Origin of the sequence: Synechococcus sp. PCC 7336, assembly GCF_000332275.1 — a bacterium.
Taxonomy (GTDB): Bacteria; Cyanobacteriota; Cyanobacteriia; order Thermostichales; family PCC-7336; genus PCC-7336.
In genome coordinates this window covers 1,487,789-1,513,556 of the sequence record NZ_CM001776.1, presented here as the reverse complement: position 1 = coordinate 1,513,556, position 25,768 = coordinate 1,487,789, and the positions used below count along the sequence as shown (strand labels likewise).

10 protein-coding genes and 1 pseudogene are annotated in these 25,768 nt (G+C 51.6%); 2 read left to right on the top strand and 9 right to left on the bottom strand.

The genetic code is table 11. The features are described 5' to 3' along the window. The first annotated feature begins 26 nt into the window (after positions 1-26). Positions 27-161: a hypothetical protein gene (locus SYN7336_RS32620; RefSeq protein WP_017325268.1), complete on the top strand. Its 135-nt coding sequence runs from the start codon at positions 27-29 to the stop codon at positions 159-161. Positions 162-181: 20 nt separating this feature from the next. Here the strand turns inward: SYN7336_RS32620 and SYN7336_RS24880 are convergent, their stop codons facing one another. Continuing rightward, positions 182-1,492 (bottom strand): hypothetical protein, encoded by a 1,311-nt coding sequence (locus SYN7336_RS24880; RefSeq protein WP_227498618.1) that lies wholly within the window; start codon positions 1,490-1,492, stop codon positions 182-184. 174 nt (positions 1,493-1,666) lie between these two features. Here SYN7336_RS24880 and SYN7336_RS07255 point away from each other — a divergent pair, with 174 nt between their 5' ends. After that, a complete protein-coding gene (locus SYN7336_RS07255) occupies positions 1,667-2,713 on the top strand; it encodes an IS110 family transposase (protein ID WP_017325267.1) in 1,047 nt (348 codons plus the stop codon). Positions 2,714-3,056: 343 nt separating this feature from the next. Here the strand turns inward: SYN7336_RS07255 and SYN7336_RS07250 are convergent. The 8 genes and pseudogenes from SYN7336_RS07250 to SYN7336_RS24870 form a co-directional block, all read right to left on the bottom strand. Further along, positions 3,057-3,380: pseudogene (locus SYN7336_RS07250) on the bottom strand (transposase family protein); the annotation flags it as partial. A 245-nt stretch (positions 3,381-3,625) separates the two neighbouring features. Then, a complete protein-coding gene (locus SYN7336_RS07245) occupies positions 3,626-4,699 on the bottom strand; it encodes an ankyrin repeat domain-containing protein (RefSeq protein ID WP_017325265.1) in 1,074 nt (357 codons plus the stop codon). Positions 4,700-5,140: 441 nt separating this feature from the next. Then, positions 5,141-5,923, bottom strand: a complete 783-nt coding sequence (locus SYN7336_RS07240) for an IS5 family transposase (protein ID WP_017325264.1) — start codon at positions 5,921-5,923, stop codon at positions 5,141-5,143. Between the two features lie 32 nt (positions 5,924-5,955). Beyond that, positions 5,956-11,628: a putative Ig domain-containing protein gene (locus SYN7336_RS24875; RefSeq protein ID WP_017325263.1), complete on the bottom strand. Its 5,673-nt coding sequence runs from the start codon at positions 11,626-11,628 to the stop codon at positions 5,956-5,958. Further along, positions 11,537-12,187, bottom strand: coding sequence for a putative Ig domain-containing protein (locus SYN7336_RS32190; protein ID WP_026100786.1), 651 nt, complete (start codon positions 12,185-12,187; stop codon positions 11,537-11,539). The genes SYN7336_RS24875 and SYN7336_RS32190 overlap by 92 nt, the downstream gene beginning before the upstream one ends. A gap of 60 nt (positions 12,188-12,247) precedes the next feature. Continuing rightward, the gene (locus SYN7336_RS07225) at positions 12,248-12,955 is read right to left on the bottom strand and encodes a hypothetical protein (protein WP_017325262.1); all 708 of its coding nucleotides are present in this window, start codon (positions 12,953-12,955) and stop codon (positions 12,248-12,250) included. A 113-nt stretch (positions 12,956-13,068) separates the two neighbouring features. Continuing rightward, the gene (locus SYN7336_RS29605; protein ID WP_017325261.1) at positions 13,069-13,776 is read right to left on the bottom strand and encodes a hypothetical protein; all 708 of its coding nucleotides are present in this window, start codon (positions 13,774-13,776) and stop codon (positions 13,069-13,071) included. A gap of 24 nt (positions 13,777-13,800) precedes the next feature. Further along, positions 13,801-25,344, bottom strand: a complete 11,544-nt coding sequence (locus SYN7336_RS24870; protein WP_017325260.1) for a putative Ig domain-containing protein — start codon at positions 25,342-25,344, stop codon at positions 13,801-13,803. Positions 25,345-25,768 lie beyond the last annotated feature (424 nt).

The window sequence follows — 25,768 nt, the reverse complement described above, 5'->3', positions numbered from 1 at the left end:
AGACATACGGGGTCGGATTACGCTCTTTGGAAGCGTTGGAATCCCAACAGTTCGAGCCAGTGTGGATGAGCAATCCCCGTCATCAGCTCGGCAGGACTTTTGCCCGAGCGCTCTGGGACTTGACTGCGGATGAAGCGGCGATGATTGAGGAAGAATTGTAGCAGGTCCAGATAGGAGTCGCTCAGTGTCTTGCGCAGGAAAAAGTAGTTGCGCAAGCGGGAGTTGAGATTCTCCACCAGAGAACTGGCCCTGGGGGTTTGGGTGAGAGCCTCACCCAAACCCCCATCAAGGGGTGAAACCGCCTCGAAAGCTCGCCATGCAATTGATTCCAGCTCTCCCAGTAAACCTGGGATGTGGGCTGTTTTCGATAGAGCAAACAAACCTCTCGCACCGTCTCCAAGGGCAAGTCAAAGCGTTGGGTGATCGCGGCAAGTTTGCCATCCAGCACACCAGCAAACGCCAGCAGATCGTCCCGCTGCTTGCGTAAGGACTTACGGAGTGTGCGAATCGTGGGATGCTGCTTGCACTCTAATTTCTGGAGCTCAACAACGATGAAGTCAAACAGTTCCTGACGCACCTCCAGGGATGAACCTGCCAGTTCGAGTACGTCATGACAGAGCCACTGCAACAGTGTTTTGAGATCCTGAGCCAGAGGCACCAGCCTGCGTTCTCGTTGTTTGGCGTGGACCAAGCGGCTGTTCATCTGTCGCGTGACTCGGTGGGTCAGTCTGGCCTTGGCAATCTGCTGCTCTAGCTGGAGTCGGCGTGAGGTCGCCCCTTTGGCTTGTCGGGACAAGCTATTGGCGACGGTGGAAAATTGCTGCTGGATGTGGAAGACATCGCCATGGCAGTCAATCTCGGGCATGACCGCTTTCTGGCCTGCTCTGAGAGCGGCTCCCCCATCCGCAATCGTGTAGCGCGGCTGGAATCCTTGCTCCATCGATTCGAGTAAATGCCAGCCCCAGGTATCTTCATCTCGTGTTTCTGCTGCTTGGAGCAGGTAACAGTAGGTTGAGGCGGCATCAACTCCCGCCAATACCGGTTGAGCTCCCTGATAAATCTCGTCGTGGAGACCGATCTCAATCGTAGACAGGTCTTGGGATTGATTGATTTTCATAGCGCTCACTGCTGCCGCTTGGAGGCGATTGTGGATCGTGCCGACACTGATGTGTAGGTCGAACAGATCGCGAAACAGTTCGACGACTCCTCGATAGGAGCAGTGGCAGATCGGCACCAACGCCAGGATGAGCTGAAACAGCCAAGCCTTGGTGATGGGCAGATGGAACAGTACCTCTTGGTCATCTGCTGAAGGCGCAAAGGACTCATCGAGTACCTGTTGGGCTTGGTTCGCTTGTTGATAGACGAATTTCCGGCTGACCTGCAGCTCCGCTGCCAGATGGCTGATCGGTTCTGACTTGGAGAGCGCCTGAATGGCGATCGTTTTGCGAACTTCTGGGCTTAAGCTGGCTGCGACTGAAGGGGCTGATTTCATTCGGTGCGATCGATTCGGAGCGGCGACGACAAGCATTCAGATTACACCGATCGCTCCACCCGATCGCGTCGAAGGTGTAACCCGCAATTGTTTCTATGATGGATTTGGGTGTGTTGAGGGCATGTGAGCTCTACTTGGAAAGGAATTTAGTCTCTACGGAGAGCGAGGTACCCAATGAAGAAACCTACCAAACACATCTCCTATTCTGGGAAAGATATTTTCGTGGGAATTGACGTTCACAAGAAAACCTATTCAGTTGTTGCCAGGGCTGACAGTGAAGTCGTCAAGAAATGGACGACAGCAGCCTCACCACAGGGACTTGCAGAACAGCTTCTCAAATACTTTGAAGGGGCAAGAATCCATACTGTCTATGAAGCTGGGTTCTCTGCATTTGTTCTACACCGAGAACTGGTGAAATATGGAATCGATAGTATTGTCGTTCATGTCCCTTCGATTGAAGTAGCCGTTAACGATCGCGTAAAGACTGATAAACGAGATGCCCATAAACTGGCTTCTCTGTTGGAAGCAGGACGTTTGAAGGGAGTTCGAATCCTAACCGAGGAAGAAGAACTACACCGCATGCTCAGCCGAACCAGACAACAGCTTGTTGAGGACCGAACTGCTGTCGAGAATAAAATTAGAATGAAGTTCCATCAACTGGGGCTCATCAACCATGACGACAATCGGAGAATGAGTCACAAGCTAGTCAGGGAGTTGTTCAAGCAGAATCTTTCGGAAGAGCTGACTATTGCAGTTGAAGCCTACTGGGATATCTGGAAGAGCCTAGACCAACAGATCGCTAAATTAGACAAAGTGCTGAAGCATCAGGCTGAAAGTGACCCCAATGAGAGTACCTACCAATCGGCCCCTGGAATCGGGAAGGTATCAGCTCGGGTTCTTTCTAATGAATTAGGAGATATGTCTCAGTTTAAGAATGAGCGCCAGTTGTTCAGTTTTACAGGTCTAACGCCGAGTGAATATTCAACCGGTGAAAATATCCGAAGAGGGCACATTACCAAGCAGGGCAATAGCAGAGTAAGAGGAATATTAATAGAAATTGCTTGGCGTGCAATTGGAAAAGACAAGGCATTAGCCGAATTTTTTGAAAGACTCCATCCTCATACCGGGAAGAAGCGAGCCATCGTAGCTGTTGCCAGAAAGTTGATTGGTAGAATTCGGGCGGCTTTTCAACATGGAGAGGCTTACCGAATGGGATATTAAGACCATGAAATTCTCTTGGATTTCGACAGGGTTTTGTGTAACTTTAGAAAAGAAAGGAGTATAAAGCGATTGAGAATTCATCGATAGATTCTTCAGCTGTGACCGCGTGCGTGGTTCTGTGAGTGGTTTACCAACTACGTTATATTTGATTGCGGCGCAGCACCTTCACAACGAATGAGGAAAGTGTGGCGTCGTTACGACGATGACTACGGATGGTTGATTGTCGAGGAGATTTCACGATCGCACTGCTCTGAGTACTTTAAGGATAGTATAAAATGTTTGAAGATTAAGATCGTTCACACGAGCGTCATCGCCATTGACAAATCCACATGGTTGAACCACGCCGGATTAAGCGCTTCTTACCGGGCAAACGAAACAAGCCAGAGCTCATCAAAGCATCCTCGACCCAATGCACGATGCGGCAAATAGTCGATTCGGACACCCCCCAATCGGTACTGAGATGAAAGTATGTGCGATATTTTCGCCAATACTCCAAAGCCACCAAGACGCGGTCCTCCAGGCTGAGGCTTGGCTTTCGACCCCGCCCTGAGGGTTGAGGCATTTGCCCTTTTAAGGCTTTGAGGATGCGTTTAAAGGTGTCGCGACGCACGCCAAATCGCCGTTTAAACGAGTTGGGGTGGAGTCGTTGGGCCGATTCGTAGTTCATTGGCAGCAACATCAATGTTTCTCGTCCTGTTGTATGCCATATCTAGCGCTACATCCGCCAGTCCTTCAGCGGAGCGAAAAGTCAGCCATTCTATCACAAAACTTTTTTGCAAGAGGTCTAATGATGGCCTCTTAGAGGGCGTTTGAAAAGGTAGCTAAGAAGCCTGAAACCCTAATTCTCGCGTTCGGAGTTGATGTCTGGAACCCCTATTCCTTCGTAGGACGGTAGACTTCTCAAACACGCTCTTAGGCAGATGCTCCGTATTGATATAAGAGTTGTTTGATCGCTTCGTCACTCGTTAATTGAGCAACTGGCGTTAGAAAGGGAGCCGGTTTCAGCTTGACATCTGCCCCCCACTCAAGCAAAACTCGAACAGCTTCAAGATGCCCTTTTTCCACAGCTAAATGAAGCGGTGTCTCTCCCATACCATTACGTCGATCGCAAATCGCCCCTCGTTCCAAGAGAATTTTGATTGCATTGGCATGCCCTTTTGTAGCAGCAGCTTGTAAGGGAGTGCCAGCATTGCTGTTTGCTTCAATTTCGGCACCATTATCCAGCAGAACTCCCACAATATCGGCTGCACCATTTGAGGCGGCGACATGAAGGGGCCTCAGACGACATTTATCTTGTCGTTCTATATCTGCCCCTTGCTGGAGCAATAATTCAGCAAGTTTGGACTGGCTTTGGGCTGCAAAATGTAGTGCTGTCCACCCTAGATTGCGATCGCAACTATTGACATCTGCTCCAGTATCCAACAGTAAGCGAACCATCTCGATATCGCGATTGAACGCTGCCAGATAAAGTAAAGGACGTCCTGAGGATTCGTCGTTTGAGCCGCCGCCCCGATCCAGATAAGTCCTGAAATAATCCAGATCGCCGAGTAATGCGGCAGCAGCAGGCTCCATTTCAGCGCCATATTGGAGCAATAACTCCACCCCCTCTCGCCATTGAGAAGACGCAGCGATATTCAACACCGTCATATCTCCTCGTACTTTGAAGTCCAAACTAGCCCCCCGCTGGAGTAACCAATCCATGACATCTAGGTGTCTGGCAGCAGTTGCACAGTGCAAAGGGGTTCTGCCATAGGTATCTTGACTATCGATAGAGGCACCAGTGGCGAGCCACTCATCTAGTTGGGCAATATTGCCCGAGGTGGCGGCTTTGAAAGGAGAAGGTGGATCGACGAGATCTCCAACTTCGCTCAGTGTCTTGGTGGCAAACCAGCCCAGAATCCAGTTGAGCACTGACGGCCCTAGAAGAACAATCGCAAAGAGAATCGCGATCGCCTGCAACGCAGCTATGCTATCAATCTGATTCACTTACTCTCCTTTTCACCAAAGGCGCATACTAGTCTAGGTAATTCACTAGGCATGCAAATATACTTCCAGTCCTCAGCATATCTAGAACTCATCTTTTTAATGTGGAAATCAATTGTAACTTCCCCATAATTACTGAAAGCTAAGTCGAAAAGATTGTGTAAGTATTATTAACCATCGGCCACGAATCGTGCAGGCTATAATGAACAAGGATGGCGAACAATTGTTCCCGGAACGGGTAGCGAAAGTCCTCCGTTGATACTTGCGGATACAGCGGGTATGGCAGACGTAGGCGCGGCGATTGTAGCAGCACCAACTCCCATGAGGAAGCTAACGATCTGTCCGCCTCCGGCAGCAGAGGTATTGACATCCAGCTGCACAGTGAAGGGGGTGAGTAAGAACGGATCGGGTCCCAACTCGCCCTTAGAACGTGTCTGAAAAGTCTCAAGCCAGCCTACGAAGCATGAGATTGACCATAGCAGCGTAAAGCATCGTCTCACTCGTAGTGGGCAAATATTCGTAGTCCTTGCTCAAGCGACGGTATCGACCAAACCAGGCAAAGGTGCGCTCAACCACCCATCGCCGAGGTAAAAGCTGGAACCCTTTTTGCTCAGCAGGCCGTTGTACGACTTCAATAGTCCAGCCAAACGCTTGCTCAACCCAAGCCACAAAAGATTTGCCACCAAAGGTTTTATCGGTCCAAATCAATTGCAAGCAACTCCACATACTGGCAAACCAAATCCCCAGCAAGGTGAGGCCGTCATGGTCGGAGCGTCGGGCACTGTGGACCTTGGCACCCAGCAGTAGACCCATCGTATCAACCAGGATAGTGCGCTTGCGACCTTTAACTTTTTTGCCTCCATCAAAGCCTGTTTCTTGAGCGGCACCAGCTGTTTTGACCGATTGGGAATCCAGGCAGGCTGCCGAGGGAGAAGGATTGCGCCCCACCGTTTCTCTCAGTTGCTGGCGCAGAGCATGGTTGAGAGCTTCCCAGGTGCCATCGGCTTCCCACTGACGGAAGTAATAGTAGACCGTTTGCCAAGCGGGGAAGTCGTGGGGCAGCAGACGCCAGGCACATCCGGCTCTCAACAGATAGAAGATGGCATTGACCACTTCGAAAACGTTGACGCTGCGGGGACGACCGCCTGGCTTAGCTGGCGGTAATAGCGGAGCTAGAAGCTCGCACTGGGCAGGGGTTAGATCGGTGTCGTAGGATTGGCGTGTCATTGGTTGGGAGGCTCTAACTCAGCCTCTCAACTTTATCTGCTGACCTTTTCAGACACGCTCTTAGTGAATGCTTCGAATTCTCCCGCGATGTCTAGGGTGACACTCGGCCCAGCAGAACCATCAATAGGGATACCGGCTCCGATGGTGGCAAGAACGTACCTCGCGCTGACTTCCAGAGGAGTGAAGCCAGTATTGAGTCCGACCGCACATTCGGATGTGGTATCAACAAGAGTGAATCCTGCAGAACCGAATATCCCTGTCATACTTTCCAACGCGGGGACGTTGGCTCCAAAAGAGCGCGATGTCCCGGACCATCGGATAAAGCCATTACGGAGCGACGCCAAAACACCGAGGGCAATTGATCCGACGCCGACTACACGATTCCAATTAATTCGCTGCAGGGTGGCAAAAATCTGGTCGGCTGCCCCTCGTTCTGCGGTGATTGATATTGCACCACTCGGGTCCAAGAATGTAATGGGGTTGTCGTTGGCGTATAGGTATCGGTGGCGAGATATCGGCGATGTCAGCAACCCTTCGAAGGGGTCGGTGCTAGTAAATCGACCGATGCCGGGATCGTAGTAGCGGGCGCGGAGGTATTGCAGCCCTGAGTCTGTGTCGAACTGTTCGCCACGGTAAAGATAGACATTTTCGGTGAGACCGATCGCCTGAACGATCTCGCCGTAGGCATCGTAGATATAGCTATCGGTCACTAATCCAGAGGCATCTGTTAGGGCTCGGACGCCGCTATGTTCGTCATGGAGATAAAATGACTGGCTGCCATCGCGATCTTGAGAGATGAGAGCGAGGCCGTAAGTATAAGAAACTTGAGGAGTGCCGTCTGAAGCCAGCTCCACTAAGACTTGAGCGTTGGCCCGATTAGTATCCAGTAAGAAGCGAGTGGCCCGACCGTCTGTCACTTCGCCTGTACGCAAGCCGTCGGCATCGTACGTATAGTCGGTGCGTCGAATGCTGGTGGCGTCGACGATTTCAATTGCAGAGAGGAGGTTGCGTGCGTTCCATCTGTAAGTAGTTTGTGCAGTTGTCCCAATTTCTGCGACTAAATTACCGTTGTTGTCGTAACTGTAGGTGGTGGTGTCTCCGGCGAGGACTTCACTTAGCAGGCGATCGTTATCGTCGTAGCTGTAGGTAGTGATGCCATCAAGCGAGTCTGTCCGAGTGGTACGGTTGCCGACAGCATCGTAGGTATAGGAGATGGTGCGATCGCCAATGCTGGGATTGGTCATCTGTTCTGCGACAAGGCGTTGGAGCTCGTCGTAAGTGTAATCTACGCTGCGTCCGTCTAGCTCGCTGACGGAGGTACGGTTGCCGTTGGCATCAAAGGTATAGATATAGCTGGCCAGTAAGGTACCACTACTATCGGCTGTTTGCGAGTTCGAAACGCGATCGAGGACGTCGTATGTGCGGCTAACTACGGAGCCATTCGCCAATCTCTCTTCAAGGAGGTTGCCGACGGGATCGTAGCTGTAATTTGTCGTCCCACCATTAGCGTCAATGACACTAGCGAGTTGATTGCGCGATGTGTATGTGTACTGCGTCGTTCCGGTTGCTGTTGAAACCGAAGCGATATTACCTGCCAAGTCATATGTGTAAGTGACAAACTGTCCGTCCAGCTCGGTGCGGGAGAGCAACCGCTGACGTTCGTCGTAGACATACGTTGTCGTGCCGCTGCTGTCAGTGACAGTTTCTCGTTCTCCAGTAGGTGTGTAGGTGTAGGCGATCGTCGAGCCATCGTCGAAAGCTTGGGATATTAAGAAATTCGCGAGGTTGTATTCCAGCGTTGTCGTGTTGCCGTTAAAGTCGGTGGACGAGATTAGATTGCCGACGGCATCGTAGGTGGCAGTGGAGCGTTGACCCAAGGGGCGTACAATCGCCGTGCGTCGTCCGAGATTATCAAACTCGTATTGCGTTAGGTTATCGTTGGCATCCTGCTGGGCAACCAAGTTGCCGAGTTCGTCGTAGGCATATACTGTCCGCCCGCCCAAGGCATCGACTACAGCCGTGAGGCGATCGAGGTCATTGTACTCAAAACGGGTACTTTGGCCGCTCGGATCGATTTCCTCGATTAAATTACCGTTAACGTCGTATCGTCTGAGCATCGTACTACCATCAGACAGGCGCGTTTCTATCGGGCGATTGAGGGCATCGTAGGTAAATTGTGTGGTGCGACCGAGGGCATCGGTCGCGGCAATTTGATTGTCCGCAGCGTCGTATTCGAAGGTTTCAACGGCACCATCACTGAGCAGGACGCGAATCAGTCGGCCGGCCTCGTCGTAATCGTATTCGGTCCGTTGCCCCAATTCGTCAATTTGAGCTGTTACTTGCCCGAGGCGATCGTATTCGACGCGGCGACGGGGATTGTCATCCTGAGTCTCTGGCGTAGCGTCGGGGAAAATCGTTTCAACTCGGCGACCCAAGGCATCGTAGACAAAGGTAGTCGTCCTTCCCGCCCGATCGCTGGCAGAGATTTGTCGGCCTTCGGCATCGTAGGCGTAGGTCTCGACGGTGCTGTCGGGATTACGAATTTCGATTAGTCGCCCTTCTTCGTCATAAACCCGATCCGTCCGCCGCCCCAAGGCATCGATCGTTGCGGTCAGGTTTCCCAAAGCATCGAATTCCATCTGGATGAGGTTCCCTTCAGCATCTAGTACCGAGGTTTGATTGTCATTAGCGTCGTAAGTGAAGATAGTGGTGGCGGTCTCGACTCCTGTGGCACTAGTACGGGTCCTAGTTTCAGTTAGTTGGTTGCCACTGCTGTCGAAAGTGGACGCCGTCTCGTTGCCGAGAGCGTCGACCTCGAGAACGAGATTGCCAAAGCGATCGTAGTTGAATCGGGTGACACTTCCATCTGGGTCGGTGGTTGAGGTCCGGTTGCCAGCGAGATCGTATGTGTGGCGGGTGACATTGCCGAGGGCATCCGTCACTACAGTCAGATTTCCCCGACTGTCACGAGCGTACAGGATTGTATTGCCCAAAGCGTCGGTTGTGGAGCTGAGGCGGTTGGCGGTACTGTAGGAGTATACAAAGCCATTGTCTGAAGGATCGGTCTGGGAGAGTAAATTGCGGTTACTGTCGTAGCTAAACGTAGAAGTTTCCCCGTCTGGATTCGTTTCACTGAGAACGTTGTTATCGTCATCGAAACTACGAGTAGTGATTCCACCCAAGGCATCGACTTCTCGGACAGTATTGCCCCGAACATCAAATTCAGAGATCGTCGTATTGCCCAGTCGATCGACAGTGGTTTGGATGGCATTAGCCGGATCGTAAGTCAGATCGATGGTCTCACCAGCTACATCGATCAATTGTACGAGACGTCCTCGTTCGTCGTATTCGTTGCGAACTCCCGTTCTTCCTAGCGGATCGACAATGTTCTGTAAGAAATGTTCGCGCTCGATACTGTAGTCCAACTGAGTGGTATTCCCTTCGCGGTCTGTCACTTCAACCAGATCCCCGAGAGCGTTATAGCTGTAGAGTATGGACGCACCGTTCGGATCGGTGACGGCAGAGAGGCGACCACTGGCATCTCTTTCAAAGACGATCGCTTGGCCCGTGGAGCTAGCGACCCCATCATCGCTAAAGGTAATGACGTTGCTGTTGGTATCCGTAACAGTATCGAGATCGCCAGTGGTTGCATTAATGCGGTAGACAACCCCTTCTTTGGTTGTCAGTTCATAGAAACCACCAAAACCATAGTCAGTATTGGCAGGATCGTATCGACCGCCATTCAGCCCGAAGAAATCGCCGTTGGCATCGCGACCCAAGCGCACATCTTGCACTTTTAAGGTACTGGTTACGCCAGCATCTGCTTTAAAGGCCGGTCGGAAGAGGGTTGGATCGCCTTCTGGAATGGAGGGGAAGAAGGCTGAAACCGGATCGATAGTAGGGGCAAACGTAAAGGATTCTCGTTTCCCACCTGGCAAGGTAATGTAGACTCGAGTGGATTCATTGAAGGCTTCGGTGCGGATACCGAATATTTCGAAGGTCTCATCTCGTCCCAAACTGGTACGCAAGTCGGTATCGCGGAATTCCAGACGCCAGCCAAATCCAAGTTCATCTCTATTGTTGGCGCTAAGGCTGTCGTAGGTACGAGTAAGGAAGATGGGAAGGCCAGACACCGGCAAGGCTAAATCGGTGAAGGAGATTTGGAAATTCCCTAATTTGAGCTCGCCTGCAACATTGGCAGTGCGATCCACCGAAACGATATTGCCACCTGCGTCAACTGCCTCCAAACGCAATGTGTAAGCATCGTTCTGCAACAAAGTCGGGTCAAAACTCCCCAACACTCCATCCACCACTGGGGTCGTCCCTCGGAAGATTTCCTGGAAGTTCTCAGTGCCAATGGGGGCAACCGAGAGCGTGTAGAACTGCAAATTGTCGTCACTCACCGTACCGATAATGTCGGTGGGCGCGGTGATTATTAAATCTGACAAGTCTGGCAGATCGATGACAGGCGCTTCCGCATCGCTAAAGTCGAGCACCTGCAAAATCGTCTGAGCCTGAGAACTATTCCCCGCCGCATCCGTGGCCGTAGCGATCGCCACCACATCCCCCGCCACCTCTGGCGCAAACGTATAGAACCCATTCAAATCCAGAGGCACCGCCACCCCATTCACCGTCAAACTGAGCGACTCTACCCCCACATTGTCCGCAGCCGTCGCAAACAGCGTCACACTCTCCCCAACTCCCACCGGACGAAGACTGGGGAACACATCCACCGTCGGCGCAATATTGTCCACCGCCACCGTCAGATCGAAGAGCTGCGTCGCAATCCCGCCGCGCCCGTCCGTCGCCCGAACTTCCACAGTGGCTGGACCGGCATCCGCCAATCCGGGCTCCCAGCGAATGCGACCCAACCCATCAATCGTCAAGCCAGCTGGTGCCTGCAGCAACTCAAACTGCACCGCATCTCCATCGGGGTCTGCTGCTCGCAGGTCGTAACGATAGATCTGTCCTGCCGCCGCTTGCGTCACCGGAGCGGAAAGAATCACCGGAGCAGTATTGGGCAACACCGTCAGCGTATATTGCTGAGCCCCAGCCAAACCGCCAGCGTCCACCACCCCCACCGACACGCTAAACGTGCCGATATCTAAAGCAGTTGGGTCCCAACTCAAGAGCCCGGTGGCCGGATCGATCGCCATTCCCGCCGGTCCCTCCAACAACTGGAAGGTGAGAGTATCCCCCGCATCGGGATCGGCAGCAGTGACTTGATAGCTGTAGGGGGTATCTGGCGTTGCCACAAAGATCGGCTGAGAGGTGATGGCAGGCGCTTGATTCACTGCCGTTTCGGTCACCTCAAGCGTGTAGCTCTGGCGACTGATGGCTCCCTGACTATCACTCGCCGCCACCGTCACCTCGACCGGACTAAGGGTATCGGGAGTCCAGTTAATCAAACCGGTTTGGCCGTCAATGGTCATGCCCGCTGGAGCCGATTCCAGCGCGAAGCTAATGGTATCCCCTTCCTCATCCCGTGCTACGACGGCGTAGGCATAGGGGAGCCCCAACGCTGCTTGAGTGAGCGGAGTCGAGAGGATTTCGGGGGGGAGATTGGCTCCGCGAACGGTGAGGGTAAACCCTTGAGAGACAAAGGCTCCCTGACTATCGGTGGCTTGCAGGACGACTTCGTGGCGACCTACGAGATCGGCGGTGGGCGTCCAGCGTAGGGTGCCGGTTTGGGCATCTAACGACAACCCGAGGGGGGGCGGTCTCCAGACTCCAGAAAAGGCGATCGCCATCGGCATCGATCGCCACTGCGTCATAGACATATTCGTTCTCAATCGTGGCGCTGAAGCTGGTGGGAACCGAGGTAATCTCGGGGGGTTGATTGAGGCGCTGGGCCACCACCGAGAGGGTGAAGCTCTGTTGCGCGATGCCGCCCCGACCGTCACTCACTTCAACCGTGACGGTGTTGTCGCCAAATTGGTCGGGGGTGGACAGCCAAGCGAGATTGCCTTGTGCATCGACGGTCATGCCTGCGGGGGCGTCGAGCAGGGTGAAGCTGAGGGGGTCGCCGTTGGGGTCGTTGGCTTGGACTGTGTAGAAGTAGGGCGAACCCACCTTTGTGCGGGTGCGCGGGGTGGAAACGATCGCGGGGGCATCGTTGGGGGCGGCTGCTACCACGTCGAGGCTGAAGGTTTGGCTGACTTCAGCAGCGCGATCGTCGATCGCCGTCACTTCAACCGTGGTCGGACCGATTTGAGCGGCGCTAGGGGTCCAGCTCACCAGGCCAGTGGTCGGCTCGATCGCCACGCCTCTACGTTTTATCAAGTACAATTAATACGAAACTAAGTGCGACTACCCTGGAGAAGACTATGAGACAAAAACGAGCCTGTCACCTTCAATTTTTATCTCTTTGAAAGCTTTTGTCAATGTCATGTATTCTTTATATATTTCTGAGTCAGATCTTTTTAAAATACTAGTATATCTTGTTCCTCCAAGAATGTTTGAGATGAACTCTGAGTCACGCAACCTTACACTCAAATGGTACTCCTTGGAGTTATTAAATAGGCGATCTTGACCATTCAGAATATACGAATTCTCCAGCCAATTCTCTCCCTGCTTTGAAAAAGTAATTTCTCTTCTCGTGGTACAGCATCCATCTCGCGTCATCTCAGGCCACTCGATTCTTCTCTGAACGATATATCCATTCTCAATCTTGTAATAATCGTGTCGCCCTGGCAAAGTCTTACTACAACTCTTCCCTACTAAAGACATCTCATTGATGTCGGAGGAACTCAAGCGAAGGATAGAAGAGTGGCCATTGAGAGCTAGGGCAACAAAACTATTACAACGGGTCTTAACCTCTGTATATCTTTGTCTGCTAGTTTGGTAGACAGGAAACTCTTTCAATCTATCAGGAAGTAAGCCTTTTGATACACGGTACTTCATGATAGCGCCAAACACATAGCGATAGACTAATACTGAGCCTGAGACTGTGTAGATTACTAGCAGCAATTTCCCATAAGCTGGCAAAGTATTCCACAAATGCCGACCAATTCCATAGATCTCAAGATACATATAGCGATCCTAAATTAGTTGTAAACGCTTCGAGAGCTGAAACTCAGCGATATCAAGGTTCGATATTTATAGTTCATCTAGAATCGCTATAGTCGGCTCTTAGGATCGGTAAACTATGAAACAAAAGTGAGAGTATTATCTTTGATTTTTACTTCTTTAAAAGACTCTGTCAGTCTTGCATATTCTTCATATCTTTCTGGATCGGTTCTTTTTAGGATTCCAGTATATTGCGTTACTCCGAGAACGTTTGAAACTATCTTTGAGTCACGTAATCTTACATTTGAATAGCATTCCTTAGGACTACTAAGTAGATGATCTTGACTGTTAAAGAAATGTGAGTTCTCTATCCAATCCTCTTGTCTTTGTGAAAAAGTGATTTCTCTTCTTTGCGTATAACATCCATCTCGAGTAATCTCAGGCCATTCAATTGTTGTTTGAATGATACGCTCATCTTCGATCTTGTAATAATCATGCCGCCCTGGCGAAGCCTTACTACGACTTCTTCCCATTAAGAACATCTCATTGATATCAGAGGAGCTCAGACGAAGGATAGAAGATTGGCCATTAAGAGTTAAGTTAATGAAATTGTCACATCGATTTTTGATCTCTGCATATCTCTGCCTGTCAGCTTGATAGACTGGAAACTCTTTTAATCTAATAGGAAGTAAGCCTTTTGATACACGGTACTTCATGATAGTGCCAAACACATAGCGATAGCCTAATACTGAACCTGAAACGACGTAGACTACTAGCAAGAATTTAAAATAGAGCGACAAATCATTCCACAAATGTAAGCCATCATCAAATATTTTAAGATACATGTTATTTACTAGGTAAAATTTAACTCACATCGTAACACGAACATCAAAATCATTATCTGGCTTACCAAGTGGAAGTGAAAAACCAACTCTTGTACTTAATGAAACATTATCGGTTCGACTGAAACTTTGATCGAAGCCATCAGCAAAGTTCCCAATGCCAAACCCAAGTTCTATTGCTCCACCAGAGGCTAGCCCCGCCCGCCCACTTATAAAAGTGGCTCCACCTGTTAGGGCTCCTGCTTGAGCCCCAATAAAACCTGGAGAGAATAAAGTAGCTTTCCTCGTTGAGGTAAAAGAAGGAATATCTGGTAATGGCGCTGATGGTAAGCCTGTGACACCAGATGTAATTTGAAACCATCGATTTGAGAATACTTCAACAGTTGTAGATTGGCCTTGAGCAGTTCCGCGCAAACTACCTTCACCTTCAAATACGCTGATCCCAGGTAACTGAGGTAATAATGGCCCTGTGCTCCCAAGAGTGAGAGTACCTGTCCACTCAACGTTACCACCACCCAAGCTTGTTACCGCACTTTGTGCAACCGATAAGCCAATTGCAGCAAGGTAAGTTCCTAGGATAATTTGTAGCACACCTAGCGCTGCACTCGCCTGCCCTGTAGTAGAGATCAATCCACTTGGATCCGTGATATTGACTGGATTGTTATTAGCATAGAGATATTTATGTCGAGATTGTGGAACTTGGATAAATCCTGGGAAAGGATCGGTGCTGATAAATCGTCCAATAGATGGATCGTAATAGCGGGCTCGGAGATATTGCAAATCGACTGCTTCATCGTAAGCCTCACCTTGATAAAGAAATTCATTTACTGGTCGATCGGCATCAATAGAAGGGTTGCCATAAGCATCGTAAGCATATTCCTGTAGAACTTGACCATTTCCATCGGTTATTTGCCTAATACCACTGTGCTCGTCATGTAATAAGAATGTCGAAACACCGTCTTCACTTTCAGAGATTCTAGATAGGCCGTGTACATACGATCTCAATGTAGTCAGATCTGGAGTATACTCCTCCAGCACCTGCTCGAACTCTTGACTATTATCTATAAGGTATCGAATCTCTTCACCATTAACATTGGTTGCAATACGAATACCATCAGCATCGTAGGAATATTGCACAACTGTCTGGATCTCTCCAGCTAGTAAGGATTCCACTTGAACTAGTTGATTTTGGGAGTTCCATGTATATTGATTGCTGTTGCCATCTAACCCTTCAGATCTTAGTAAATTGCCATTTTCGTCATAGGAGTAAGCGATTGTATTGTCAGGCTCAATTTCTAAAATCAAGCGATCGTTATCGTCATAGACATAGCTGATGTTACCAACGATAGAATCTACTAGTGACCGTCGGTTGCCGACTTTATCGTAAGTATATTCAAGTGTTCTATTGCCAGAAATAGGATCTTGGATCTCTTCTCGAAGGAGCTGATTGAGCTCATCATAGGTATAGGTAACAATCCGTCCATCTAGCTCTTCAACGGATGTAATGTTGCCAGCAGCATCATAGGTATACTGATAGCTGGCAAGAATATTACCTGCCTGTGTTTGACTGTTTATAGAGGTAACACGACTTTCTCTATCGTATTCTCTTGACTCGATAATTCCATTTGGATACTTAATGCGGGTGATATTACCAGTGAGATCGTAATCATAATCTGTAATTTCACCATTTCGAGTAACAGTATCCAATCGATTGAGGAGATCGTAGACATATTGAGTTGTACCAGAACCGGTGGTTACACTTGTCACATTCCCAGATGTATCGTAGGTGTAACTGACATTCCTGCCATCAGGCTCTGTGCGAGAGATAATATTGCCTTGGGCATCATACTCATAAATAGTGGTGCCGCGTTCGTCAATTGCCGTGCCTCTTCGGCCATTAGGCGTGTAGGTGAATTCTAGGGTACGGCCTTCAGATAAGAAGTCGATACCTGTTAGAAGATTTTCTGCATTGTATTCAAAGTTGGTTGTCTCTCCATTAAAATCAATTCTCTGAATGACATTTCCTACATCATCATAGACAGTCTGGCTGCGCTGGCTCAAGGGCAGAACAATCGCCGTTTGGCGACCTATGCCATCGTATTCAAACCGAGTTTCATTCTCATTAGAATCTCGTTGGAGAATGAGATTGCCAACTTCATCGTATTCATACTCGGTGCGATGACCGAGAGGGTTGACGACAGCAGTAACACGATTTAGTAAATCATATTCAAATCTTGTACTGTCTCCATTGCGATCGACAATACCTAAGAGATTGCCTGAACGATCGTATTCTCTGGTTTCACGGCTTAAATCAGGATAAATAGTTTCAATCAGTCGATCGAGATTGTCATAAATGAACTCCGTTTTTTCTCCTAGCGGATTTATCCTGGCAATCTCTCTGCCATCAGCATCATAAATAACATTAAATTCTGCGAATAGCCCCTCACTGACAAATTCACGAGTTGTTACCAGTCGTCCTGCTAAATCATATTCTAGCTCTGTAATCCGATCGTTTGGATGAGTGATTTGGGATACCAATCCCGTTATATCGTAATCAATGGAAAAGCGATCGTTGTCATTTAGATCTTCGGGAGAATTGTCAGGCAAAATAAAGCTTGAAATTTGATCGATAGCGGAATATGTATAGCCAAATATATTATTTTCACGGTCGATAAACCCTATTTGATTGCCAGCTGCATTGAAACCAGATTGAATTCTTGGATTGTCACTCAGATTTTCAGGGGTATTGTCTGGGAAAATTGTTTCAATGAGATTCCCCTTCTCGTCGTAAACAAAATTTGTTCGACGCCCGAGAGCATCTATCTCTGTGACTCTTCTTCCATTTGCATCGTATTCAGAGCGAGTTTCCTCGCCCTCTGGATTAACACTTAAAACTATATTCCCTTCTCTATCATATTCTGTTCTCGAAAGTATTGTCCTCACTCCCTCTGGAGTAGTGGCTATCCTTGATTCAGTGAGTTGATTTCCATTTAGGTCGTAAGTAAAGATAGTTGTATTGCCAAGTGCGTCAGTTTCAGACTCAACATTGTTAAAGCGATCGTAGGTAAAGGTTGTAATACCAGCAGTTCCTTCGTCAACAACTAAAAGGTTCCCACGACTATCATAGTTATATATTGTAATGTTACCTTCTGCATCTTGTCTCAACCTTAAATTGCCATTATCATCGTATTCAAACAGTGTTGAGTGGCCTAATGGATTGACTCGACTTGTCAGTTGACTGCCGGAGGTATAGGTATAGAGATCTGTTTCTCCAAGAGGATTAGTTCTACTCAAGCGGTTGCTGAGATTATCGTAGGTGAAGGTTGTAACTTGCACGTCCGATTCAGAGGGGCCTGTCGAGACAATTTCCTCAATAATGTTGTTGTTGATATCATACTTACGTCGAACGATTGTGTTGGTCGGATCGATCTCGGTTAGGATATTGCCCCGTTCATCATATTCGTATATACGAGTAGTCCCAAAAATATCTGTAATATCTTGAACTGAATTATTGGGATCGAAACTGAATAGAGTTGCTTCTCCGTTAACATCTAAAACCTGTTGTAGACGGCCCTGTTCGTCATAGTTGATACGCGCACCAGGATTGCCTGACGGATCGATGACTTCATCTAAGAAATGGGTTCTCGTGTCTAAATAGTTAAATTGAGTTGTATTCTCTTCTCGATTGGTGACGGCGATCAAATCTCCCTCCACATCGTACTCATAAAGAATGCGTTCTCCAAGTGGGTCGAGGATAGCTGCCACTCGGTTGTTGGCATCCCGTTCGAAGTCAATCGCCTGTCCTGTGGAGCTAGCCACTCCAGCGTCAGTAAAGGTAATGGTGTTCCCGTTAGGATCGGTAATGGTCTCCACATCACCGGTATTGGCATCAATTCGGTAGATTGCGCCCTCTTTGGTCGTGAGCTTATAAAAACCGCCAAACCCCGACGCGGCATCTGCCGGATTGTACCCACTGCCATTGAGTCCAAAGAAGGTTCCGTCTGCAGCGCGACCTAATCGAACATCTTCAACCTCTAGAGTGCTTGTGACTCCAGCATCTCCAATAAAGGCGGGCTTGAACAAGGTAGGGTCTCCTCCCCCGATGGAGGGGAAGAATGCAGAGATGGGATCGATTGTAGGTGCAAAGGTGAAAGCTTGTCTCTGACCGCCCGGCAATGTGATGTAAACACGAGTGCGTTCGTCAAAGGCTTGTGTTCGGATGCCGAATTGCTCGAATACTTCGTCTCGGCCCAGACTGGTCTGCAGGTTGGTGTCGCGGAATTCCAGTCGCCAACCAAAGCCGAAGTCATCACTAATATTGGAAGTCAGGGTGTCGTAGGTCCGAGTGATAGTAATGGGTATCCCTGCAATGGGGATCTCTAAATCCGTAAAGGATAGCTGGAAGTTTCCGAGTTTCAGATCGCCCGCGACGTTGACGGTGCGATCGACTGAAATAGAATTACCTCCCGCATCAACTGCCTCCAATCGCAATGTGTAAGCATCGTTCTGCAACAAAGTCGGGTCAAAACTCCCCAACACTCCATCCACCACTGGGGTCGTCCCTCGGAAGATTTCCTGGAAGTTCTCAGTGCCAATGGGGGCAACCGAGAGCGTGTAGAACTGCAAGTTGTCGTCACTCACCGTACCGATAATGTCGGTGGGCGCGGTGATTATTAAATCTGACAAGTCTGGCAGATCGATGACAGGCGCTTCCACATCGCTAAAGTCGATCGCCTGAAAGCTCGTCTGAGCCTGAGAACTATTCCCCGCCGCATCCGTGGCCGTAGCGATCGCCACCACATCCCCCGCCACCTCCGGCGCAAACGTATAGAACCCATTCAAATCCAGAGGCACCGCCACCCCATTCACCGTCAAACTGAGCGATTCTACCCCCACATTGTCCGCAGCAGTCGCAAACAGCGTCACACTCTCCCCAACTCCCACCGGACGAAGACTGGGGAACACATCCACCGTCGGCACAATATCGTCCACCGCCACCGTCAGCTCGAAAAGCTGCGTGGCAATCCCGCCGCGCCCGTCCGTCGCCCGAACTTCCACAGTGGCTGGACCGGCATCCGCCAATCCGGGCTCCCAGCGAATGCGACCCAACCCATCAATCGTCAAGCCAGCTGGTGCCTGCAGCAACTCAAACTGCACCGCATCTCCATCGGGGTCTGCTGCTCGCAGGTCGTAACGATAGATCTGTCCTGCCGCCGCTTGCGTCACCGGAGCGGAAAGAATCACCGGAGCAGTATTGGGCAACACCGTCAGCGTATATTGCTGAGCCCCAGCCAAACCGCCAGCGTCCACCACCTCCACCGACACGCTAAACGTGCCGATATCTAAAGCAGTTGGGTCCCAACTCAAGAGCCCGGTGGCCGGATCGATCGCCATTCCCGCCGGTCCCTCCAACAACTGGAAGGTGAGAGTATCCCCCGCATCGGGATCGGCAGCAGTGACTTGATAGCTGTAGGGGGTATCTGGCGTTGCCACAAAGATCGGCTGAGAGGTGATGGCAGGCGCTTGGTTCGCTGCCGTTTCCGTCACTGCCAGGGTGTAACTCTGGCGACTAATGGCTCCCTGACTGTCACTCGCCGCTACCGTCACCTCGACCGGACCGAGGGTATCGGGCGTCCAGCTAATCAAACCGGTTTGGCCGTCAATGGTCATGCCCGCTGGAGCCGATTCCAACGCGAAGCTAATGGCATCCTCTTCCTCATCTCGTGCTACGACGGCGTAGGCATAGGGGAGCCCCAATGCTGCTTGAGTGAGGGGAGGCGAGAGGATTTCGGGGGGGAGATTGGCACCGCGAACGGTGAGGGTAAACCCTTGACTGACAAAGGCTCCCTGACTGTCGGTGGCCTGCAGGATGACTTCGTGGCGACCGACGAGATCGGCGGTGGGGGTCCAGCGTAGGGTGCCGGTTTGGGGGTCTAACGATAAACCGAGGGGGGCGGTTTCTAGACTCCAGAAAAGGCGATCGCCATCGGCATCGATCCCCACTGCGTCATAGACATATTCGTTCCCGAGGGTGGCGCTGAAGCTGGTGGGAACCGAGGTAATCTCGGGGGTTTGATTGAGGCGCTGGGCCACCACTGAGAGGGTGAAGCTCTGTTGCGCGATGCCGCCCCGACCGTCACTCACTTCAACCGTGACGGTGTTGTCGCCAAATTGGTCGGGGGTGGGCAGCCAAGCGAGATTGCCTTGTGCATCGACGGTCATGCCTGCGGGGGCGTCGAGCAGGGTGAAGCTGAGGGGGTCGCCGTTGGGGTCGTTGGCTTGGACTGTGTAGAAGTAGGGCGAACCCACCTGCGTGCTGGTGCGCGGGGTGGAAACGATCGCGGGGGCATCGTTGGGGGCAGCGGCTACCACGTCGAGGCTGAAGGTTTGGCTGACTTCAGCAGCGCGATCGTCGATCGCCGTCACTTCAACCGTGGTCGGACCGATTTGAGCGGCGCTGGGGGTCCAGCTCACCAGGCCAGTGGTCGGCTCGATCGCCACGCCTGCCGGAGCACTATCGAGGCGATATTCGACTACGGTGCCATCGGCATCTTGGGCCAGCACTTGATATTGGAAGGGCAGCTCGGCGATCGCCTGCACTGGAGGAGCCGAAGTAATCGTGGGGGCGATATTGGGCGGTTGCACCACTAATTGGAACGCTTGCAATTCCACACCGCCGCTTTCATCCTGTACCCGCAAGACAAAATTCTGCAGGCCAATTTGCTCCGGTCGAGTTTGCCACAACACCAAGCCCGTTTCTGGATTGACCAATGCACCGGCAGGAGCCAAGGCTAAATCGTAGGTGAGCCGCTCGCGCTCAGGATCTTCTGCCCGCGCCTCGTATCTGAAGAAATCCCCTGCAAAAATATCAGCCGTATCTGGCTCTGTGACAAATTCTGGCGATTGGTTGGGGGCGAGCGGTACTTCGCGGTTGCCGAAATTGATGTCTGTTACCGCTTGGCTGGAGGCCACCACGACCTCGTGGGTGAATCCGGTAGGGGCTGTCTGTTCCCAACCCGGTTGGAGCTCTTCCGCGACCGTGTAAGTTCCGGGCAACAGACCGGAGAACGTGTAATTGCCATTGGCATCGGTGGTGGTAAACCGTTCCCCATCGTCCCGCTGATTGTTGCCATTGTCGTCGAGGAAGATGGTCACTCCCGGTAAGCCTGGCTCGACGGGCACTTCGACATCGTCCAAGATGCCGTCTGCGTCTAGATCGTTGAATTTGGTGCCGCTAATGCTGCCGGGAGCAATGCCGGTCACGTCTAACATGTAAGTTTGACTGTCGAAGCCGCCGCGCCCATCTTCCACTTGCACGGTGAAGTCAAACTCGCCATTTTGAGTGGGTTCAAAGGCAATCAGACCGCTGGCGGCATCAATCGTGGCTCCGTCGGGGGCCTCTAACAGACTGTAGGTAAGGATATCCCCATCGGGATCGATGGCGTCAGTGTCGTAGAAATAATCGTTATTGATAGTGACGGGAATGGAGCCCAGTACGGTTTCCGTGCCCGCTCGAACAAACTGCAAGTCAAAGGCTCGCGCCGTGCTCTCCCCTGCAAACTCAAGCTCGAAGGTAGCAGTCTCGCCAGTTCCTATCCCTGCAACCACGCCAGTTAGATTCGTCACCGAAACCGTCGGATCGGATGGGATGACATCAATATCGAAATCAACTGCAGTCACTGCCGACTGAATAGCAGACACGATGCCTGTGGCCAAATTGCTTCCTGAAGAACGGTTGATTAAGAAATAGAACGGATCGTCTGGGGAAACTGGATCGCCAGAAATGCCACTCTCGATCGCCTCAGAAGATCCGTTCACCGCCCCTGTCACAATCGATAAGGCTTGCAAAGTTCGGCGGGGAGCAGAGGTCGCTGAGGTGCCCGTGCCCAATCCAATCACCAAAGCTCCTAAGTCGTTTAAAGCATCGACTGTGCCTTGAATCGTAGCCCCGCGACCTCCAGGGGTAGAGCCGCGAGAGCTGCTGAGAAACTCAGAGATCGGCAATGTTACACCACCACTGCCAGTAATCGTCGTGGTCCCATCCGGTTGATAGGCAGTCCCGACATCCGTGGCGGCCAAAATAATCGGCAAGGCTCCTTCTCTAAAACCCACTCCACCCAACCTGCCGCTGGGAGCTAAGACATTCAAACCAGCGTTCGGCTCAAACGTATCGAAGGCTGGAATGTCGCCACCACCGAGCAATTGAGCGTCGTTGGAACCAGCAGGGCCGCGATCGGTGGTATCGCCATCGCCATCAGTATCGAAGCCCGCACCTGTAGCCACTTGAAATAGACTTTCAATCAACGATTCGGGACCATCTCCCCCTCCTCCTGGGGCACGACGGTTGAGGGCGTCGGCGATCGCGTCACTGAAGCCAGTCGTGTTGGTATTAATAATGGGTTGGTTGAGCACAAAAGATTTGTCAGAGCCAAAGTAATCCTCAAACCGCCCGACGCCGTAACCAAAATCGATGTTGGGTAGCAAGATATCCAGTTGGTCAATCACATTCGGGAACTGAGACACTAGTGTCGGCGCTGTGCTGGCAAAGCTACCCGTATCGTCAAATAAGAGAAAGACATCGACAGCCGTGGTGACAGTATCCTCAGGTAACGTGAGCGAGATCGTCTGGGTCGAACTTTCTCCCACATTCAAGTTGAGATCGATCGCATCGGGATTCACATCTCCCGTAGCAGGATTTGCTAAACCCGATAGACCAAATTGAGTCAGCGGATCGCTAATGATAATAGGCGCATTGTTTTCGGGATCGGGCTGTACCAAAATGTCGTAGTTCTGAATCGCCACGCCGCCGCGACTGTCTTCCACCTGCACCGTTACCGCTCGCAACCCCAATTGCTCGCTCGTCGGCTCCCACTCAATCAACCCCGTCCCCGGATCGATCGCCAATCCCTCCGGCCCATCCAACAACGTATAGGTGAGTACATCTCCATCCGCATCCACCGCATCGGCATCGTATTCATAGGCCAACCCCACATTGGCATCTACCACAGGCGTTGACACAAACACAGGCGGACGATTGGGGATCTCTCCCACCACCTCCAACACATAGATTTGAGTATCAATGCCGCCGCGCCCGTCCGACACCTCCAGCGTCACCACATGGGTGCCCGCATCCCCAGCCGTCGTCTCCCAACTAACCAACCCCGTCGCCGCATCCACCGTCAGCCCCTTCGGTCCCGTCAGCAGCGTATAGACCAACGCATCTCCATCCAAGTCAGCAGCATCGGCATCGTAGCGATAGGATTGCCCCGCCACCACCTCCACATCTGGCTGCGTCACAAACTCGGGAGCCCGATTGAGCTGAGCCAAAAAGGTCAAATCGTAGTCAAACTGCACCTGTCCGGGATTGAGGAACACCAGTTCTCGACTGCCACTCACCTCATCCGGCGAGAGAATGCCATCCTCAATCAAATGGGTCAAATCGAGATAGCGCAATCCCTCCGGCGTAAATCCATCAAACTGCTGCAAGCGCACATCCGGCGAACTAATATTCTCCACCACCGCCAACAATCGCCCGCCCACATCAAACCCGCCGCGATTGAGCGCCGCTAAGTCCGCAAACAGCCTCGTGCCATCAATATCCCAAGTGGTGCGACCGTACTCCGCCCGAATGCTGGCCGACACATCCTCCAACCCACTAAAGTCAATCGCAGTCGTCAGCGCCGCTGTCGCCACCTCGGGCACGCCACTCGGCGCGACTCCACTGCCGCCCCCCAAAAGCTCGATATTGCGAATCGTAACCTCAGTTGTCGTATCCTCGTCGTTATTCACCAGTCGGAAAATCAGATTGGCCTCTGCTGTTGGAGAAATCCCCGACAAATCGACCGTGACGGTTTGACCGTTAACGGTGACGCCAGACCCCGTGGCGATCGCCAATCCCTCCGTGATGTTGAAAAACGCAGACAGATCGCCCCCAATTGCAGGCACCAATGGGTTACCAGTTGCATCCACCAATGCCACTTCAAAGGCATCGTTAACCGAATCTGGGTCGGCGGTATCGAACAGCAGATTGTCATAGGTGAAACGCAATAGGCTGGGCTGCTCCGGTATCGCCAACAGTTGCTCTGCCGTCACCGTAAACTCGCTGCCTTCCACCAACCGAATCGCATCGCCATCCCCCACCGAGGCCCCAATCACCGTGGCATCGCCATTGAAAAAGATGTTCTGCTTCGCTCCAATCGAGCCAACTAATTGAGCTGAATTGTTAAAGGTAAAATCGGACGCCGTACGAAACTCCGCCCGCGTATCGGCCACAGCATTGAAGGTCAGATTTCCTAACGCCGACACCTGCACAAAATCTGCCGGTTCGGTCGTGGCGGTACGACCGTTGAACTGAGCGCTGCCCCCCACCGCCAAGCTGTTCGCGCCGCTAAAGCTAGCCTGCGCATTCATGTTGAGGGTGCCCGAGCCATACACCTCCAACCCAGTCGCCTGAATGCCCCCCAAATCGACATTGCCGCCATTGGCCACCAACACCACATGCTCAAACGTGGCCGAGCCATTGAAATTAATCGCCCCAGCCTCCACAATCAGCACTGCATTGCTGAGACTGACTCCATCCGGCAAGGTTAAGCCCCCCTGCTCGATCCGCAAGAGCGTGGGATTGTCGGCACTGGCCCCACTGGGCACGGCGGACTCGAAATCCGCCACCGTATTGAGATTGGACAGTCGGGTCACCGTCGGGATATCGACAGGCAACTCCGCCAGACGACTATCCCGCAACTGCTGCCAGTCCGACACCGTGACCGTCTGCTCGGTCACAATTTGCGGCGGAACCAGATTGCTGTAGAGGTCGGTGGGGGCGTTGAGGGTGGTGACGTTGGCGGCAACGGCGATCGCCCCCTCAATTAAAATGGGCAATCCATTCGCGTCCGTCACCGTATCGCCATTCGCATCCCTTTCCACCGGCAGGACTGGGCGGCTGTTGATCGTAAATCCACCGGCTGCATAAATCAGTGCATCGTCGCTAGGGTCTAGGGGTTGCCCGTCAAAATCTCCGCCCGTATTGATAAACAATTGCCCTTCGGCGACCACCGAGAACCCCTGCTGGGGTAGCTCAATGGTTTGAGAGGTGGTGAGGCTGGCAGAGGCAAGCGAGCTGTCTGAGGTGGTGGCCAGACTGAGGGTCGCTCCACTGGACGGTTCGGCGATCGCCGCCGTGACAAAGCCAACATCGCCCTCCAGTAGCGCGAGCGTCCCTTCCCCTGCGAGGGCATCGGGTGATGTCGCAGCCGCTTCGGAGCCCAGAGAAGAGAGAAAACTGTTGCCTGGAGAGCCCGAGCCCGAACTGGAGGGGGCAGTGGGGAACAGTTGGTTGGGGTCTTCCAGTTCGAAGGGGATGGCTTCTCCCTCGAATGAGCCAGCCAACTCTAAGTCTCCCGATGTCGGCCCGCTAAACCCCACAGGGCTAGCGAATTCGGCGGCCGACGAGAAGGGATTGCCTTCCAAGCTGGCCTGCTCTAGCAGAGAGCCGCTGGGCAGTTCGTCATTGAGGACAAGGCCAGAGGCGATCGACGCACCGCCAGTGTTGAGGGGCGAATCAGATAAAGGCATGGGAACTGAATACCTGACTACTATCGGGATAGAAACGGTCTGCGTCCAGACAAAACGGCAAGTGGCCTACCCATATATGGGAGTGCCGTGAAAACAAGCTGAGAGTGCGATGAAATCCCTGGAATGGGTCAAACTTAACCGCGATCTAGTTGTAAATACATGCGTATATTCACGGGGATTAGTATAAATAAATGCGTGTAGATCGAAAGAAATATTAAATAAGGTATCGGATGTCAACGATCGGAGTCACATCTTCAGAGTTTGCGCGGAATTTTGGGTATGAGATCGACCGACGACCTCAGCTCAGTCGAAGTCAGTCAATGTAAGGGTTTGCAGTCTGTCCTAGCTGGGTTTCAACTCAGCGTTTGGCTGGATTGGAGGGGGGAAGGGCGATCGCATAACTTAAAATTACTCCCCCATCTCC

What these genes read in the sequence shown, in the direction of transcription:
- SYN7336_RS24880 (WP_227498618.1), bottom strand. Translation starts at nt 1,492, where the DNA reads ATGAAATCAGCCCCTTCAGTCGCAGCCAGCTTAAGCCCAGAAGTTCGC.
- SYN7336_RS07255 (WP_017325267.1), top strand. Translation starts at nt 1,667, where the DNA reads ATGAAGAAACCTACCAAACACATCTCCTATTCTGGGAAAGATATTTTC.
- SYN7336_RS07240 (WP_017325264.1), bottom strand. Translation starts at nt 5,923, where the DNA reads ATGACACGCCAATCCTACGACACCGATCTAACCCCTGCCCAGTGCGAG.
- SYN7336_RS07225 (WP_017325262.1), bottom strand. Translation starts at nt 12,955, where the DNA reads ATGTATCTTGAGATCTATGGAATTGGTCGGCATTTGTGGAATACTTTG.
- SYN7336_RS29605 (WP_017325261.1), bottom strand. Translation starts at nt 13,776, where the DNA reads ATGTATCTTAAAATATTTGATGATGGCTTACATTTGTGGAATGATTTG.
- SYN7336_RS24870 (WP_017325260.1), bottom strand. Translation starts at nt 25,344, where the DNA reads ATGCCTTTATCTGATTCGCCCCTCAACACTGGCGGTGCGTCGATCGCC.